This window comes from Streptomyces globisporus C-1027 (assembly GCF_000261345.2).
GTDB lineage: Bacteria > Actinomycetota > Actinomycetes > Streptomycetales > Streptomycetaceae > Streptomyces > Streptomyces pakalii.
The window spans coordinates 3,194,892-3,212,112 of the sequence record NZ_CP013738.1; the positions used below are offsets into that span (position 1 = coordinate 3,194,892).

At 72.8% G+C, this 17,221-nt stretch carries 13 protein-coding genes; 2 read left to right on the top strand and 11 right to left on the bottom strand.

Annotation, left to right across the window (positions count from 1 at the left end; genetic code table 11):
- Positions 1 to 9 precede the first annotated feature (9 nt).
- From WQO_RS13705 to WQO_RS13725, 5 genes are all read right to left on the bottom strand, one after another.
- Positions 10 to 786 (bottom strand): response regulator transcription factor, encoded by a 777-nt coding sequence (locus WQO_RS13705; RefSeq protein ID WP_010059729.1) that lies wholly within the window; start codon positions 784 to 786, stop codon positions 10 to 12.
- A gap of 252 nt (positions 787 to 1,038) precedes the next feature.
- Positions 1,039 to 2,931: an outer membrane protein assembly factor BamB family protein gene (locus WQO_RS13710; protein WP_010059727.1), complete on the bottom strand. Its 1,893-nt coding sequence runs from the start codon at positions 2,929 to 2,931 to the stop codon at positions 1,039 to 1,041.
- 85 nt (positions 2,932 to 3,016) lie between these two features.
- Positions 3,017 to 4,891, bottom strand: coding sequence for an outer membrane protein assembly factor BamB family protein (locus WQO_RS13715; RefSeq protein WP_010059725.1), 1,875 nt, complete (start codon positions 4,889 to 4,891; stop codon positions 3,017 to 3,019).
- 237 nt (positions 4,892 to 5,128) lie between these two features.
- Complete coding sequence (locus WQO_RS13720) at positions 5,129 to 6,808, bottom strand: outer membrane protein assembly factor BamB family protein (RefSeq protein ID WP_058953981.1); 1,680 nt, start codon at positions 6,806 to 6,808, stop codon at positions 5,129 to 5,131.
- A gap of 75 nt (positions 6,809 to 6,883) precedes the next feature.
- Positions 6,884 to 8,704: an ABC-F family ATP-binding cassette domain-containing protein gene (locus tag WQO_RS13725; RefSeq protein ID WP_010059721.1), complete on the bottom strand. Its 1,821-nt coding sequence runs from the start codon at positions 8,702 to 8,704 to the stop codon at positions 6,884 to 6,886.
- Positions 8,705 to 8,937: 233 nt separating this feature from the next.
- Here WQO_RS13725 and WQO_RS13730 point away from each other — a divergent pair, with 233 nt between their 5' ends.
- On the top strand, positions 8,938 to 10,080 hold the full coding sequence (locus tag WQO_RS13730; RefSeq protein WP_029182203.1) for a hypothetical protein: 1,143 nt from the start codon (positions 8,938 to 8,940) through the stop codon (positions 10,078 to 10,080).
- Entirely contained in the window at positions 10,077 to 11,138 is a 1,062-nt protein-coding gene (locus WQO_RS13735; protein WP_010059719.1) for a hypothetical protein, read from the top strand. The genes WQO_RS13730 and WQO_RS13735 overlap by 4 nt, the downstream gene beginning before the upstream one ends.
- A 42-nt stretch (positions 11,139 to 11,180) precedes the next feature.
- Here the strand turns inward: WQO_RS13735 and WQO_RS13740 are convergent, their stop codons facing one another.
- The 6 genes from WQO_RS13740 to WQO_RS13765 all read right to left on the bottom strand — a co-directional run bounded on the left by WQO_RS13740 (position 11,181) and on the right by WQO_RS13765 (position 17,170).
- The gene (locus WQO_RS13740) at positions 11,181 to 12,515 is read right to left on the bottom strand and encodes an acyltransferase family protein (protein ID WP_010059718.1); all 1,335 of its coding nucleotides are present in this window, start codon (positions 12,513 to 12,515) and stop codon (positions 11,181 to 11,183) included.
- Positions 12,516 to 12,600: 85 nt separating this feature from the next.
- Positions 12,601 to 13,509, bottom strand: coding sequence for a 4-(cytidine 5'-diphospho)-2-C-methyl-D-erythritol kinase (locus WQO_RS13745; protein ID WP_010059717.1), 909 nt, complete (start codon positions 13,507 to 13,509; stop codon positions 12,601 to 12,603).
- Positions 13,506 to 14,381, bottom strand: coding sequence for a 16S rRNA (adenine(1518)-N(6)/adenine(1519)-N(6))-dimethyltransferase RsmA (gene rsmA, locus WQO_RS13750; RefSeq protein ID WP_010059716.1), 876 nt, complete (start codon positions 14,379 to 14,381; stop codon positions 13,506 to 13,508). The genes WQO_RS13745 and rsmA overlap by 4 nt, the downstream gene beginning before the upstream one ends.
- Positions 14,378 to 15,763: a resuscitation-promoting factor gene (locus WQO_RS13755; protein ID WP_010059715.1), complete on the bottom strand. Its 1,386-nt coding sequence runs from the start codon at positions 15,761 to 15,763 to the stop codon at positions 14,378 to 14,380. The genes rsmA and WQO_RS13755 overlap by 4 nt, the downstream gene beginning before the upstream one ends.
- A gap of 107 nt (positions 15,764 to 15,870) precedes the next feature.
- Positions 15,871 to 16,737, bottom strand: coding sequence for a TatD family hydrolase (locus WQO_RS13760; protein ID WP_010059713.1), 867 nt, complete (start codon positions 16,735 to 16,737; stop codon positions 15,871 to 15,873).
- Positions 16,738 to 16,798: 61 nt separating this feature from the next.
- A complete protein-coding gene (locus WQO_RS13765) occupies positions 16,799 to 17,170 on the bottom strand; it encodes a hypothetical protein (RefSeq protein ID WP_010059712.1) in 372 nt (123 codons plus the stop codon).
- Positions 17,171 to 17,221 lie beyond the last annotated feature (51 nt).

The window sequence follows — 17,221 nt, forward strand, 5'->3', positions numbered from 1 at the left end:
GGCCGTACGTCACCCGCGCTGTCCGGGAACGTGCGGCCCCTGTCGCGTACCGCCGGGGGTGTCCCCCTGGTGCGTTCCGCGCGCGCCCTCGGGGGCGTACGAGCCCTGCGGCGCACCCCCGTTCGCCGCGGCGCGCTCCAGCAGTCCGGTACGGGCGGCGAGGGCGGCCGCCTCCAGCCGGGAGCCGACCCCGAGCTTCATCAGGACCCGCTGGACGTGGGTGCGGGCGGTGCTCGGGGCGATGCCCATACCCGCCGCGATCAGCCGGGTGCCCTCGCCCTCGGCGACCCTCACCAGCACCTCGGCCTCGCGCGGGGTGAGCATCCGCAGCAGCCGCCGCCCCTCGTCGTCGGGCTGCGCCGCCGGGTTGAGCAGCTCGGCGAAGGCCCCCCGCAGCAGCTGCGGGGCGATGGCGCTCTCCCCCGCCCGTGCCTTGAGCATGGCCCGCTCGACGCCCTCGATGCGCTCGTCGTGCCGGACGTACCCCGCGGCCCCGGCGGCGAACGCCGCGGCGATCCCGCGCGGGCTGGGCACCGGTCCGAGGACCACCACCGCCACCTGGGGGCGCTCCTGGGCGATGCGCGTGATCGGGTCGAAGACGCCGGGGGCGGCGGGCGAGGCCGTACCGAACAGACAGACCTCCGGGGCTCTGCTGACGACCAGCTCCGCGGCACCGGAGGTCGGCGCGGCCGCCGCGAGCACCCGGTGCCCGCGGAGTTTCAGCGCCGAGGCGAGTGCCTCGGCGAGCAGACGGTGATCGTCGACCACCATGAGCCGCACGCCCATCGGTCCTCAGCCCCCAAAAGCCCTGTACGCCCGGCCCCCCGGACTCCTGACCCGGCAAGGTACACGCTCCCCCGACGCGGCGCGGCGCTTACGTGGGAGAAGCTCCGGGGTTTGCCGAATTCCACACGGTTCGGCCTTCGTTGACCTGCGGTCGGTGATCACGTCACGCGCAAGTGGGGCGGAAAACGATCGGCCCCGCCGGTCGGGAGATCGACCGGCGGGGCCTGCTGCCGCCCCGAAGGGGCGGGGTGATCAGCCGGTGCCGTAGGCGACGACGAGGTAGACCTTCTCGTCGGGGGTGACGGTGCTCGGCTTGTGGACCGACCTGGCGGACATGTAGAACTGCCCGTCCGAGTAGAGGAGTTCGGCCGATCCGATGCTGAAGCGCTTCTCCGCCTTGCGGACGGCCTCGTCGTCCGGGTTCTCCATCAGCGTGGTCTGCTTGAAGGTCTCGCCGTCGATGGAGACGACCTGGCCGCCCTTGTCGTAGGGGGCCTCCTTGTAGGCGATGATGCTGGTGCCGTCCATCCGGAGCGGGGTCAGGATGTGGCGGTCGCCCGCGTCCGCCCGGCCGCCGAGGAGCTTTCCGGTGTCCAGGTCGAAGGCGACGACCTCGTTCGTGTCGCCGTACTCGCTGGTTCCGTCGTGGCGCTCGGTCGGCAGGTAGAGCCGGTTGTTGCCGACGGCCATGTTCTGGCACTTCTCGACTTCGGTGGAGTCGCAGTCGCCCGCGTACTTCTCCGCGTCGGCGGGGATACGGACCTTCAGCTTGCCGGTCGCCGCGTCGAGCGAGAAGAAGTCGGAGATGCCGCTGCCGTCACCGGCGGTGTCGCCGACGTCGGCCGCGACCACCAACGGCTTGGTGGAGACGATGTGCGCGTACTCGACACCGGCGGGCATCTGGTACGAGGACAGCGGTGCGCCGGTCGTCGGGTTCAGCGCCTGCACGGTGAGCTGCGGGCTGTCGTACGTACCGCACTTGCGGACCACGGCGAGGGCCTCGCCGCCCGCGTAGCCGCGGTCGTAGCAGCCGTCCGCTCCGGTCTTCGGCTTCCAGAGCTCGGCGCCGTCGGCCAGCTTGAAGGCCGCGCCGCCCGAGGTGCCGCCCGCGGCGACGGTGGTTCCGCTGAGCGTGACCTCGTCGAAGGTGACCGGCCGGTCGCCGCCGGTGGCGGAGGTGACGCTCTTGCTCCACAGGAGCTTCCCGGCGGCCAGGTCGATCACACCGACCTGGTTGCACGCCGGGTACTTCTTCTCCTTGGTCGGCTTCGTCTCCTTGAAGACGATGGCCGTCTTGTAGTCCTTGCTCACGTGCCGGGACGTCGTGCAGACCTCGCCGGGCAGCGGGAAGGACCAGAGCTTCGAGCCCTTGTCCCGGTCGTAGCCGTTGATCTCGTCGATCCCGGTCTTCACGTACGCCTTGTCGGTGAGCCAGGAGCCCTCGACCTGCACGATGTCCTTGACCACCGGCTGCGGCACCTGGAAGGCGACCTTGGACTTGGTGTTGGCGGGCACCTTCTCGCTGCCGCCGGCCAGTCCGCTGCCCTCGCCGCCCTTGCCCTCGCCGCCGGTGGAGCCGGACGAGGAGGCCTCGTCCTTGCCACCGTCGCCGCTGGTGGCGGAGTAGATGACCCCGGCGCCGATGATCAGCACCACGGCGACGGCCGCGGCGACGATGATCTGCATCTGGGTGGAGAACTTCTTGCCCCCGCTGCCGCCCGGCTGCGGGGTCCCGTACTGCGGCTGCATCGGCTGGGTCGGGTAGCCGTACGCCTGCTGCGGCATCCCGGGCCGGCCGTGCTGGCCGGGCCCCTGCGGGTAGCCGTACCCCGGCTGCGGAGCCTGGGGGTAGCCGTAGCCGTTGGGCTGCGGCGCGGGCGGGGTGGGGTAGCTGCCCGGCGCCGGGGGCGGCGGGGTGCCGTAACCCCCGGCGGGTGCGTCCTGCGGGGCTGCGGGCGGCTGCTGCGGCTGCGGCTGCTTGCCGAACGGGTCCGCGGGCGGCGGAGTCGGCTGGCCGAAGCCCCCGGGCGGCGGGTCCTGCGGCGCGCCGAACCCACCGGCGGGCGGTGCCGGGGGCGTGTTCGGGGCTCCCGGCGTGTTCGACGGCTCGTCGGGGTGGGGTGGCTGCTGCGGCGGCTGGGTCATGGCGTGCGTACCTCGGGGGACGTGTGGGTGTGGGGGCGCGTGGGGCCGGGAGCGGCCGGCTGCGTTCGGGGGCGGGGGTGAGCCCTCACTTCTCGAACACCAGCATCGTCGTCTGCTCCAGCTCTTCCTTGTCGTTGCTCGCGCTCACGCGCGTGCTGAAGACGAAGGAACGGCTGTCCTTGTAGAGGACCTTGGACGAGAAGAAGCCGTTCTCGACCCTGCCTGCCCCCGACGGGTGCTGGAGCAGCGTCTTGGGGGTGCCGCCGGTCGGCGGGAGGGTCACGATGGCGCCGGCGGTGTCGTACTTCGGCCGCATGTAGAGCAGGACGTCGCCGCCCTCCATGCCGAGCGGCTTCAGCACGCGCTCGGCCGGGGCGGGCGCCTCCCACTTGGGCTTCCCGGTGTTCAGGTTGAACGCGACGACCTTGTTCGTCCGGGCGGTCCCGCTGCTGTCGTCCTCGGTCGCGATGTAGAACGTGTTGGCGTCGGCGGCGACGCCGCTGCACCCTTCGAGCTTCTTACCGAAGATCGCGAAGCTGTTGCCGCAGTCGGCGGTGAGCTTGTCACTCTTGCCGGGCGTGAGCTGGGAGCGGAGCTTGCCGCTCTCGGTGAGCGCGACGATGGTGTACTGCTTCTTCTCCTCGTGCTCCAGCCGCACGACGAGCGGGGTGGTGGAGTAGACCTTGCTGACCTCCCAGCCGCGCGGCGGCTGGTACGTCCACCGGGGCTTGCCGGTGGCCGGGTTCAGCTCCTGGACCTGGTTCTGCGGGTTCTTGACGTCGTCGGTGCGGCAGCTGACCGCGGCGATCAGCTTGTCGCCCCCGGAGAAGGCGAAGGGCTTGCAGGTGCCCTCGGGAGTGCCGAACAGCTCCTTGCCGTCGCTGACCCGGTAGGCGTTGGAGTTGCCGGTGCGCCCGACGGCGACGGTGTCCCCGCTGATCGCCAGCCCGATGTCCGACAGGAAGTCCCAGGTCCCGTTCTTCTTGATCTCCTTCTTCCACCCCGCCTTGCCGGTGTTGAGGTCGACCATCTGGAGGACGGAGCAGTTGGCGCGGTCCGTGGTGCCGTTCTTCACCCCGATGACGATCTTGCCGTCGGGGGTCGGGGTGTTGGGCGTGGCGCACACGTCGGCGGGGAGATCGAGCTTCCACTTCTGCTTGCCGTCGGCGACGGAGTAGCCGGACACGCTCCGGTAGATGGCCTTGGCGACGACGTCGCCGGCGAACCAGGGGCCCTGGACGGCGGAGCCGCTGCGCGGCAGGTCGATGTCGTTCTTCTGGAGCCAGGCGACCTTGGCCTCGCCCGGCTTGCGCCCGGCGTTGAGGTCGTCGCCGGCCTCGCGCCCGTCACCGCTGCCGTCACCTTCGTCGACCGTCGGCGACTCGCTGGGGGCCTTGGGGTCGTTGCTGCCGGTGGCGGCGGGCTTCTTCGGGTCGTCGTCCCCGCTGTCGCTCACGAGGAACCAGGTGCCCAGCCCGGCCGCCAGGACCACGGCGAGCGCCGCCGCGATGACGATGCCGGTCTTCCCCTTGAGGAACCCGCCGCCGGAGCCCGGTCCACCGGGGGCAGGGGCGCCCGGGTACTGCTGCTGCGGATAGCCGTAACCGGTCTGGGGCTGCTGACCGTACGGACCGGCAGCCTGCTGCCCGTACGGCCCCGGGGCCTGCTGACCGTAGGGCCCGGGCTGCTGACCATAGGGACCGGGGGCCTGCTGCCCGTACGGGCCGGGGGCCTGGCCGGGCTGCTGCGGGTAGCCGTAGCCGGGCTGCTGCGCCGGGGGCTGCTGCGGATAGCCGTACGCCGGGGCGCCCGGCGGGGGCGTCTGCGGCGGGCCGGCCGGGGGCGGCGGCGTATCGGCCGGCTCCGGCCGGCCCTGGGGCGGCTGAGGAGCTCCGTTCGGCGGCTCCTGCGGAGCCCCGAAGCCTCCCTGCGGCGGTTGCTGGCTGGGCGGCTGGCTCATATCAGCACGTCCCCCTTCGTGCGGCCCGGTGCGCGATCCGGTCTCCCCCGCATTCCCAAGAGGGTCAATCCCCCTCGGAAAGGAGCGAATCGGGCATGGCTTCCGCAGTGTTACGACAGTCGGGCGGGGCTTCTTTGTACCACCCGCCAGGCGTCAGGTACCGATTCGGGCCAACCCCTGTTCCCAAGGGAGAACCGGCTTGTGATGCCGTCGTTACGCCTCGGCCGGAGGTGATGGTCAGTCACCGAAGGCGATCATCGTCCGCGTCTCCAGCTCCTCCTCGTCGGTGTACGCGGAGACATGGGGCCGCATCAGGAGAGAGCGTCCGTCGGCGTAGAGAACGAGCGGACCGGCGACGGTGCGCTCGGCCGCCGCGGCGGACGCCGGGTGCCGCAGGACCGGTTCCAGTGCGCCGCCCTGCGGGCCGAGCGCCACGATGCCCCCGCCGGCGGCTTCCTTGGCCTTCGGCTTGGACGGGCTCAGGTACATCAGCGCCCTGCCGCCCTCGACCCGCAACGGGGTCAGGGTCTGCTCGGCGGGAGGCCGGACCTTCCACTTCTCCTTGCCGGTGCTCATGTCGAAGCCGAGCACCTCGCCGGCCATCGATCCGTCCGCGATGGGGTACCTCGAGGCGAGATAGAGCGTGTCGGCATCGGCGGCCAGGCCCGTGCAGGTGTCGAAGTTCGCTCCCAGGTCCCGCGTCGTGAAGGTGCACTGAATCGCGGGTCGGTCCTCGTCGAGGGCGAACTGGGAGCGGAAGGTCCCGTCGGTGTTCAGGACCACGATCTGCGTCTCGTCCTGCGGGTCCGGGTCTCTCACATTCTGCAGCAGGAGCACCGGAGGGTCGACGGAGTAGAACTGGCCGACCATCCAGCCCTCCTTGGGCTTGTACGTCCACACGGTCCTGCCGGTGACGGGGTCGATGCGCCGCACTTCGCCGTCGGCCTCGTCGATCGGCTGCTTGTTACAGCCGACAGCGGCGAACATGGCGGCACCACCCGTCATGGCGTACGCATAGCAGGGGCCGGTCACTTTGTCCCACAGGTGCTTGCCGTCGCTGACCCGGTAGGCGTCCGTACGGCCGATCCTTCCGATCGTCAGGACGTCGCCGCTGATCGCCATGACGATGTTCCTGAGCCCGTCCTGCGTCGGCGCCTGCGGGAAGGCCTTGGACCAGCCCGCCTCACCGGTGGCCAGGTCGATCATCTGGAGCTTGGCGCAGACCGAATCCTCCGAGGAGGTGCTGGTCCTGAGCCCGATGACGATCTTCCCGTCCGCGGTCGGCAGGGTGGGTGCCGCGCAGACGTCGGCCGGCAGCGGCAGGCTCCACTTGCGCGACCCGTCCTCCAGGGAGTAGCCGGACACCGTGCGGTACATGGCCTTGGCCACGGTGCCGTCGGAGAGCCAGGGGCCGAGGGCGGATGCACCGCGCCCCGGCAGGTCCACGCCGTTCTTCTGGATCCAGCGGACCTTGGTCTCGCCCTCCTTGCGCCCCTTGTTGATCTCAGCGGCCTCTGCGGCGGGCGTCTTCTTCCGGTCCGGCTCGGTGCCGGGCTGCTTCGGTTCGGCGCTCTCCTTCGCGACGGGCTTCTTGCCGTCGGACCCGTCATCACCGCCGACGGCGAACCAGACGCCCGCCCCGATCACGAGGACCCCGGCGAGCACGGCGGCGACGAGGCCGATGAGCCGGCCCCGGGAGCGCCCGCCGGAAGGCCGGTTCGGCGGCTGAGGCTGGTCCCGGCCGAACGGCGCGGTGGGCGGCTGGGGCGGGTAGCCGTAAGGCGGCTGAGGCGGCTGCCCGTACGGACCGGGCTGCTGACCGTACGGGCCGGGCCGAGCCTGCCCCGGATCCCCGTACACCCCGGGCTGAGGTTCGTACGGAGCACCGAAGCCCTGCTGCGGCGGCGGCTGCGACATCGGTGTGGTCCCCCTCGAACGTACGGTCACTGCCGTCCCGTTCTACCACCCGCCCCACCGGCCCCACGGGTCCGGTCAGGCGTCCTCGGCCAGTTCCAGCCAGCGCATTTCCAACTCGTCCCGCTCGGTGACGAGTTCACGCAGTTCGGCGTCGAGCTTGGCGACCTTCTCGAAGTCGGTGGCGTTGTCCGCGATCTGCTTGTGGAGCGTGGTCTCGCGCGTGGAGAGCTTGTCGAGCTGCCGCTCGACCTTCTGCAGCTCCTTCTTCGCGGCGCGGGACGCCTGCGCGGAGACGGCCGGGGCGGCGGCGGGGGCCGAGGACGAGCGTGGTGCGGCAGCGGCGGAGGGGGTCGCCGCCTCCTCCAGCTTCTGCCGGCGCTCCAGGTATTCGTCGATCCCGCGCGGCAGCATCCGCAGGGCGCGGTCGCCGAGGAGGGCCATGACCTTGTCGGTGGTCCGCTCGATGAAGAACCGGTCGTGGGAGATCACGATCATCGATCCGGGCCAGCCGTCGAGGAGGTCCTCCAGCTGGGTCAGGGTCTCGATGTCGAGGTCGTTGGTGGGCTCGTCGAGGAAGAGGACGTTGGGCTCGTCCATCAGCAGCCGCAGGATCTGGAGCCGGCGGCGCTCACCGCCGGAGAGGTCGCCGACGGGCGTCCACTGCTTCTCCTTGGTGAAGCCGAACTGCTCGCACAGCTGACCCGCCGTCATCTCGCGGCCCTTGCCGAGGTCGACCCGGTCGCGCACCTGCTGGACGGCCTCCAGGACCCGGAGGTTCGGGTTCAGCTCGGAGACCTCCTGGGAGAGGTAGGCGAGCTTGACGGTCTTGCCGACGACGACCTTCCCGGCGGCGGGCTGCTCGTCGCCCTGGGTACGGGCGGCCTCGGCGAGGGCGCGCAGCAGCGAGGTCTTGCCCGCGCCGTTGACGCCGACGAGGCCGACGCGGTCGCCGGGGCCGAGCTGCCAGGTGAGGTGGGTGAGCAGGGTCTTGGGACCGGCCTGGACGGTCACGTCCTCCAGATCGAACACGGTCTTGCCGAGCCGGGCGTTGGCGAACTTCATCAGCTCGCTGGTGTCGCGCGGCGGCGGCACGTCGGCGATGAGCTCGTTGGCGGCCTCGATGCGGTACCGCGGCTTGGAGGTACGGGCGGGGGCGCCGCGGCGCAGCCAGGCCAGCTCCTTGCGCATCAGGTTCTGCCGCTTGGACTCCTCGGTGGCGGCGATGCGTTCGCGCTCGGCGCGGGCGAAGACGTAGTCGCTGTAGCCGCCCTCGTACTCGTGGACGGCGCCGCGCTGGACGTCCCACATGCGGGTGCAGACCTGGTCGAGGAACCACCGGTCGTGGGTGACGCAGACGAGGGCGGAGCGGCGACCGCGCAGATGTCCGGCGAGCCAGGAGATGCCCTCGACGTCGAGGTGGTTGGTGGGCTCGTCGAGGACGATCAGGTCCTGCTCCTCGATGAGCAGCTTCGCCAGCGCGATCCGGCGGCGCTCACCGCCGGAGAGCGGGGCGATGACGGTGTCGAGCCCGTGCTCGAAACCGGGGAGGGCGAGCCCGCCGAAGAGCCCGGTCAGCACGTCACGGATCTTGGCGCTGCCCGCCCACTCGTGGTCGGCGAGATCGCCGATGACCTCGTGGCGGATGGTCGCCTTCGGGTCCAGGGAGTCGTGCTGGGTGAGGACGCCGAGGCGCAGCCCGCCGTTGTGGGTGACGCGGCCGGTGTCCGCCTCCTCCAGCTTGGCGAGCATCCGGATGAGGGTGGTCTTGCCGTCACCGTTGCGGCCCACGACACCGATCCGGTCGCCCTCGGAGACCCCGAGGGATACGCCGTCGAGCAGGGCACGGGTGCCGTACACCTTGCTGACCTGCTCGACATTGACCAGATTGACGGCCATTTCACTCCTGTCCCGGGGGTCCCTGCGGCGAGGACCGCTCGACGTACCAGAGTAGTCGCCGCGCGGGGTGCGCCGACGTGCCGCGATCGATCATGGGGAGAAGCCCCAGGTCGGAGCGGTGCGCACGACATCAGGGGTGGGGACTTCATGACGATGACGCGTGGGACGGGACGGGGCCGGGTTCCGGCGGCGTGCGATAGCGTGCGCGCACTGATCAAGGGCCGGGGGGCGACGTGGTGGCAGCGGCATGGGAACGGTTCATAGGTCATCGGGTTCTGCCGAAAGCGGCCCTGGTCGTCCTCGCCGCGGCGCTGGTGGCCGGGTTCCTCCTCGTACGGTCCGAGCGGCGCGACGCCCATAACGCCGAGGTCCTGGACACGGCGTGCGGGGGTGTCCTGCCGCGCGCGGCGATCAGCGGGCTGCTGCCCGGGGACGAGACCTGGGAGCTGTACCGCGACCTGGACCTGACCGGGCCGTCGGGGCGCGGGCCGCGCACCCTGCTGCGGTGCTCGGTGCAGTGGGACGCATACTGGGGTGCCGGGTCCGGGAGTCTGGACCTCGCGGCGGTGCCGGTGCTGGACTTCGCGCCGACCGGGGTGCGCCTGAGGGACATCCTCTCCGCGAGCGCCGCGAAGGAACCCCGCTGGGCCACCGCGTACCTCGACGCCACCACCCAGGTCACCGCCGACTGCCCGGGCGGCCTGCCCGGCTACCCCCGGCCGGTGACCCGCTTCCGCGTCCACGCCTCGCTGGAGGGCGACGGGGCGGAGGTCACGGGGGCGCCGGAAGAGCTGCGCGGCGCGGTGGCGGCCGCCGCCAACCACGTACGGGACCGGGGCGGTTGCGGGGGCCCGGCGGTGAAGCCCTCGGACGTAGGGCCGCCGCCGACCGGGCCCGTCGAGGATCGGGACGAGGAGTCCGACGCCGTCCCGCCGTCCTGCCGCTGGTTCCGGCCGGGGATGCTCGACGGCAAAGCCTGGGGGCGCGACGACCGGGAACCCGACGGCGTCACGGGCGACGACGTGGACGCCTGCTCCCTGAGGGTGCCGCGCGCGAAGCCGGCGAACCGGCTGGACCATGTCGCCGAGGTGGGTTCGGTGAGCTGGCGCGGCCCGCTGCTGCCCGAGGTGCGCACGGTGTACGGGGCCGAGCTGGCCGCCCTGTCCCGGGCCCCGGAACCGGAGAGCGGCGAGAAGTCGTACACGCTGGCCGTCTGGGCCGAGTCCTCGTGCTCGGGAGCCAGGACGCTGAGCCGGGTGACGGTGACGACTGCCGAGTCCGCTCTCGCGGCCGGCCGGGCCGACCGGATCCTGGCCGCGTATCTGGCCGCGTCCGACTGCCGTGCGGTGAAGGTCCTCGGAAAGGTGTGGAAGTGAGCGACGTCCGTTTCTGGCGCAGGCGGCCGGTGCGCCGCGTGGCGGCCTGGACCGTGACCGCGGCGGTGCTGGCGGGAGGACTCTTCTGGGTCTCCGGCGGCTACGACTCCTGGCGCGACGGCCGGGCGCTGGATTCGGCCTGCGACGGCGACCTGGCGGCCGGGGCGGTGCGGGAGCTGTTCGACGGTATCTCCCTGACCTCGTCGGGCCGTTGGGCCGACCGGGGGCACTGCACGGTCAGCGCTTCCGACGACGACACGGACGCGGGTCTGGTGCTGTGGTCGGGGCGAACAGAACACATGACGAACCTGGAGAACTCCGACGGATTCGACGCACCCCTGGGGCACGGCTGGACCGGCTCCTTCCGGTTCAACCCGGACACTGAGGACACGGACGAGGCGGGGGCCGTCCTGATGCTGAGCTGCGGCAAGGAGTCCGGTTACGGGCAGCTGATGACGGCGGAGGCCGACCTCGGCCGGGGCGGTTTCGACGACCCGGTGGCCCGGGAGCGGCTCGTCGCCGTCCTCACGGAGACGGCCTCCGCGTACGCCCGGCGGACCGGCTGCGAGGCTCCGGTAGGCGGTCGGGTGAAGGAGGTCGGCGTTTCGACGACCCGCGCGGACTACAAAACCGTCGCCGCGGCCACGGGGAGCTGCACGGGCCTACTGGACGGAAAGACCGCCGCCCGGTGGGGCGTACGAACGGTACGGGAGATCGCCGGGGACCCGGCGCCCTTGGAGAACTGCGTCCTGGGTGGTCGCAACGGCGCGTTCCTGTACGGGTTCACCGCGTCCTACGGGCCGTCCGCCCGGTACGCCCACATGCGGCTGGACGAGAGGCGGGACAGCCGGCGGCCCGGTACGAGTGCCTACGCGCTGGCCGCCGGATGCCCCGGCGCGGGCGGGACCGCCTTGTTCGAGGTGGAAACACTCCTTGACGATGGCACCCCCCAGCAGGCGGCGCCCGTCGTGGACCACCAGGGACTGCGGGCGGCCCTCCAGCGCTTCGCGGAGCGCTCGGCGGAGCGGCATGGCTGCGAGGCGCCGCGCCCGGCGTAGGGGGGAGGAGGTGGGCCGGCCCGGCTTCCCTCGCTGTCGCCTCTACGGCACCCTCCGCCCCGTCCGCTCCACCAGCAGCCACCCGCCCAGCGTCATCGCGACGGCGGCCGGGGCGCTGACCGGGATCGCGATCAGCAGGGCCGTGCGGCCGTCCAGCAGGCCGCCGAAGCCGACCATGGACAGGCCGAGGACGCCGAGCAGGCAGAGCACCGCGCCGAGCGCCGCGAGCGGGCCGGCCCCGGAGGCTCGCGGGGTTCCGGGGGACGTGGGGGCGGCCGGGCGTTCGAAGGTGCGGAAGGCGGCGACCAGGACCGCGGTCAGGGCCGCCGCGAGGGCGAGGCGCAGCGGGACCTGGGTCCACCAGGCGGCCGACGCGGGCTCGGGCAGGTCGACGTCGAGGGCGAGCAGCGCCCCGTACACCCCGAACATCGCCGTGAGGTGCCAGAGGAACGCGGTCATCGCCACGCCGTTGGCCGCCACCACCGTGCGCCAGACGCGCGGGCGCTCCAGCAGGCGGGCCGCCGGGGCCCGGAGCAGCTCGACCGCGCCGACCAGCCAGAGGCCGTGGGCCAGCAGGGCGAGGGTGGGCGGGGCCATGTTGCTGACCTTCTCGCCGGGCATCCCGACCATGGACAGCGGGTACGGGCCCAGCGCCACCAGCGCGGCGGCGGTGACCAGGCCGCCACCGGCGAGCAGGGCGGCGCGGCGCAGGCGGATGCGGCCGTCGGCGCGCAGGAAGCCGAGCTGGTGGACCGCCAGCCAGACGAACGCGAAGTTGAGGAACTCGACGTACGGGACTCCGGCGGCGAACCGGAGGACGTCCACCGCGACCGCCGCGACCGCCAGACCCGCGAACGCCCCCCAGCCGTACCGCTCGTGCAGCCTCAGCAGGGGCGGGGTGAAGGCGACCATCGCCAGGTAGATCCCGATGAACCACAGCGGCTGGGTCACCATCCGCAGGGTGACGCCGGTCAGCCCACCGCCCCCGCCGAGGAGTTGGACCAGCAGCGCCGCCGCGCCCCAGACCAGGACGAAGACCATGGTGGGGCGCAGCAGCCGCTGGAGGCGGGCGCGCAGGAAGGCGGAGTAGACGGAGTCCTCGGACCCCTCGGGGCGCTTGCGGAGCAGGGAGCGGTAGGACAGCGCGTGCGAGAAGCCGCCGACGAAGAAGAACACCGGCATGACCTGGAGCAGCCAGGTCAGCGGCTGGAGCGCCGGGACGACGGCGAGGAGGTTGCCCACCCCGTCCGGCGTGACCGCGGCCATCAGCCAGTGGCCGAGGACGACCGCGCCGAGCGAGCCGACCCGGAGGAGGTCGACGTAACGGTCCCGGGTGGCGGGCGTCGCCCCGGCCAGTTCACGAACACTTGATCCCATGACCGTACGGTCGCGCGAGCCGGGTGGGGTGCGGCAGCGTCCTCGTACTCAAGTGGGCGGTGAGTACGAGGACGCCGTGTACGGGTCAGATCACGTGCGCGCCCGGCGCGGGCGAGGCCGCCACGCGCGCGTTGCGGCAGGTCCCGGAGGTCAGCAGCGCGGCCGCCACCTTCTCGGCCGTCTCCGCGTCCGGGACGAGGAACGCGGTCGTCGGCCCGGAACCGGAGACCAGCGCCGCGAGCGCCCCCGCTTCCGTGCCCGCCGCCAGCGTCTCCGCGAGGGACGGGCGCAGGGAGAGCGCGGCGGACTGGAGGTCGTTGCTCAGGGCTCCCGCGAGTGCGCCGGAGTCGCCGGAGCGCAGGGCGGCCAGGAGGGCGGGGGACGCGGTCGGTTCGGGGACCTCGGTGTCGGCGGTGAGGCGGTCGAACTCTCCGTAGACGGCGGGCGTGGAAAGGCCTCCGTCCGCCACCGCGAAGACCCAGTGGAACGTGCCGCCGACCTCGATCGGGGTCAGCTTCTCGCCGCGTCCCGTACCGAGCGCGGCCCCGCCCACCAGGCTGAACGGCACGTCGCTGCCCAGTTCGGCGCAGATGGCCAACAGCTCGTCGCGGCTCGCGCCCGTTCCCCACAGGGCGTCGCAGGCGACCAGGGCGGCGGCCCCGTCGGCGCTGCCGCCCGCCATGCCGCCCGCGACCGGGATGTCCTTGGCGATGTGGAGGTGCACGGCGGGGTCGATGCCGTACCGCTCGGCGAGCGCGAGGGCGGCCCGGGCGGCGAGATTCGTACGGTCCAGAGGCACCTGGCCGGCGTCCGGGCCCGAGCAGGTGATGCGCAGCTCGTCGGCGGGGGTCGCGGTGACCTCGTCGTACAGGCCGACGGCGAGGAAGACGTTGGCCAGGTCGTGGAAGCCGTCGGGGCGGGCGGCGCCCACCGCGAGCTGGACGTTCACCTTGGCGGGAACGCGGACGGTGACAGCGGCGGTCGCGGCACTCACAGGGACGACACCTCCGGCTTGTGCTCCGCGATCGCCGCGAACTCCTCCACCGTCAGCGCCTCCCCGCGCGCCTGCGGGGAGATCCCGGCGGCGACGAGCGCGGCCTCGGCGGCGGGCGCGGAACCGGCCCAGCCGGACAGGGCGGCGCGCAGCGTCTTGCGGCGCTGGGCGAACGCCGCGTCCACCACCGCGAAGACCTCGGCGCGGGAGGCCTTGGTGGCGAGCGGCTCGGTGCGGCGGACGAGCGAGACGAGCCCGGAGTCGACGTTCGGGGCGGGCCAGAAGACGTTGCGGCCGATCGCTCCGGCGCGCTTCACGTCCGCGTACCAGTTGGCCTTCACCGACGGCACGCCGTAGACCTTGTTGCCCGGGCGGGCGGCGAGGCGGTCGGCGACCTCGGACTGGACCATGACGAGGGTCCGCTCGATGCTGGGGAAGCGCTCCAGCATGGTGAGCAGGACGGGCACGGCCACGTTGTACGGGAGGTTCGCGACGAGCGCGGTCGGCGCGGGCCCCGGCAGCTCGGTGACCAGCATCGCGTCGGAGTGGACGAGGGCGAAGCGGTCGGCGCGCTCCGGCATCCGGGCGTTCACCGTGGCGGGCAGCGCGGCCGCGAGCACGTCGTCGATCTCGACGGCGATCACCCGGTCCGCCGCCTCCAGCAGCGCCAGGGTCAGCGAGCCGAGCCCGGGGCCGACCTCGACGACGACGTCGTCCGGGCGGACCTCGGCCGTGCGCACGATGCGGCGGACGGTGTTGGCGTCGATGACGAAGTTCTGACCGCGCTGCTTCGTGGGGCGTACGCCCAGCGTCGCGGCCAGGTCGCGGATGTCTGCGGGCCCCAGGAGGGCGTCGGGCTCTGTGCTGCTCACCCGGTAAGCCTACGGCCGCAGTGGGGCCACGGACTCGCCCCCCGCTGCACGTACAGCTTCTTCGCCCGGTGCGTCTGCTCGGCGGCGGGCGCGTCCTGGGGCCGTCCGCTGCCGCCGAGGGACTGCCAGGTCTGCGTGTCGAACTGGTACAGCCCGCCGTACGTGCCGCTCGGGTCGACCGCGTCGGCGCGCCCGCCGGACTCGCAGGCGGCGAGCGCGGACCAGTTCAGCCCGTCCGCCCCGGCGACGGAGTCGGGCCGCTGCCGGGTGCCGGTGCGCACGACGCGGCTCTCCGGCAGGTGGACCAGCTCCTCGGCCGTCCGGCGCGGCTTCTGCCGGACGCCGTTGACGGTCCGGACCGCGTACGTGACCCGGCGTACGCCGTTGCGCCCGGCCCGCTCGATGACCTCGGTGCCCCGGAACAGGGCGGGGTCCTCGCTGCGTTCGACGGCGTACGGGACCGTCTCCTCGCGGACCTCGCGGGTGTCGGTGATCCGCATGACGGAGATCGTCTGGCCGTCGCGCGGGAAGCTCGCCGGGGCGACGGAGGTGGTGTCCTGGCCGTGCAGGGTGATGCCCGCCTCGGCGAGGGCCTCCTGGACGGTGGCGGCGTTGGTGCGCAGGGTGCGTTCCTGGCCGTCGGCCATGAAGGTCACGGCGCGCTCGGTGCGGACGGTGAGGGTCAGGCCGAAGCGGGCGATCCGGGTGGAGCGGGCGGCGGAGAGGTGCGCCCCCTCGGCCCGGATCCCGAACTCGCGCAGCGCCCCGGCCACGGTGTCGGCGGTCGTCCAGATCCGGTGGCGGACGCCGTCGAGGGTGAGGGTGACGGGCCGCCCGTACCGGACGACGACCTCGTCGCCGTGGTCGAGGCCGGTGCCGGGGTCCGGGGAGACGCGGTCGTGCGCGCCGACGGTGACGCCCTCCTCCGCCAGCAGCTCGGTGACGTCGTCGGCGAAGGTGTGCAGGGTGCGGGGCGTGCCGTCGACCTCCAGCCGGACGGCCTTGTCGTGGGCGACGAACGCGGTGGTGCCGCCGGCCAGGAAGGCGACGACCAGGGCCCGGGGGACGAGCCGGCTCAGCTTCAGGTTCTCGGGGTCGACGACGACGCGTCTCCGGCGGCGCTTGGCGGCCCGCCGGGCGTCGGCCCGGGTGGGGCCCTGCCGGGGCATCGCGGGCGGCGGCGGGCCGTCGGGCGCGGTGTCGACGAACGGGGAGTCGACAAGCGGGGCGTCGACGAGCGGGGCGTCGACGAGCGGGGTGTCGACGAGCGGGGCGTCGACCATGGTCGGGGCGTGCGCCCAGACCCTGTCCCCGCCACCCAGCGTCAGTTGCTCGTGGAACGCGTCGAGACGCCTGCCCTGCGAAGTGTTCACGCCGTTCACGCCGCTCCTGAAGATCCGCCCGCTGCCGCCCCGTCGTGCGCGGGGACGATAGCGGAGCGGCGGTGACTCTCCAAAGCGGCACAGCTACCGAGAGTGTCCGGCTGCGGTCAGAAGTCGAACGCCCGCGCCGTGTTGTCGTAGATCGCGGCGGCCAGCACGTCCTCCTCCAGCCCCTTCACCTCGGCCATCGCACGGAGCGTGACCGGGATGAGGTAGGGCGCGTTGGGCCGTCCCCGGTACGGCGCGGGGGTGAGGAAAGGGGCGTCCGTCTCGACGAGGACCAGCTCGGCCGGGGCGACGGCGAGGGCGTCCCGCAGCGGCTGGGCGTTCTTGAAGGTCACGTTGCCCGCGAAGGACATGAAGTACCCGGCCCGCGCGCAGATCCGGGCCATGTCGGCGTCGCCGGAGTAGCAGTGGAACACCGTCCGCTCGGGCGCGCCCGCGTCCGCCAGCACCCGCAGGACGTCCGCGTGCGCGTCGCGGTCGTGGATGACGAGGGCCTTGCCGTGCCGCTTGGCGATCTCGATGTGGGCCCGGAAGGACTCCTCCTGGGCGGCGATACCCTCGGGGCCCGTACGGAAGAAGTCGAGCCCCGTCTCGCCGACTCCGCGGACGTGGTCGAGGGCGGCCAGCGCGTCGATCTCCGCGAGCGCCTCGTCCAGCGCCGCCTTGCCGCCGGGCTCCCGGGCTCCCTGCCGTGCGGTGCCGTCCGGATCGCCGTGGACGATGCGCGGGGCCTCGTTGGGGTGCAGGGCGACCGAGGCGTGGACGGCGGGGTGGGCCGCCGCGGTCTCGGCGGCCCAGCGGGAGCCGGCCACGTCGCAGCCCACCTGGACGACGGTGGTCACGTTCACCGCGGCGGCCCGGGCGAGGGCCTCCTCGACGGTGGCGTCCTGCATGTCCAGGTGGGTGTGGGAGTCGGCGACCGGAACCCGCAGGGGCTCGGGCAGCGGCGGGGCTTCGGTACGGCTCATGCCGACGATCGTACGAGGGCCCGCCCTCGTACGATCGTCGGCATCCGGCCCGCAGGCGCCGTCACCTGCGGTGGAACGGGTGCAGCAGGTCGGACAGCCGCCAGTGGCGCCCCGGTGTGGCGGCGGTCGACACCGTACGGTCCTTCGCGCTGCTCTCCGAGGTCTGCGGCGTCCGCTGCTTCCGCAGCAGTTCCTGGACGCCCGCGACCCGCCCCGCCCGCATGATGCGCACCACGTGTCCGCCGCAGTTGGCGCAGGTGGGCGTGGAGAGGGGCGACGGCACCCGCTCACCGTCCGCCGTGTAGACGACGAACGCATGGCCGTGCACGTCGACGTGGTGCTCTATCTCGTAGGACTGCTCCCAGCCGTACCCGCACTTCATGCAGGCGAAGGCGTACGCCTCATGGACAGTGGTCGCTGCGATCTCGCTCATGCCTGCTCCTCTTGTCCGCCGGACACGCGCTCCGGGGACGGCCGGCCCGCA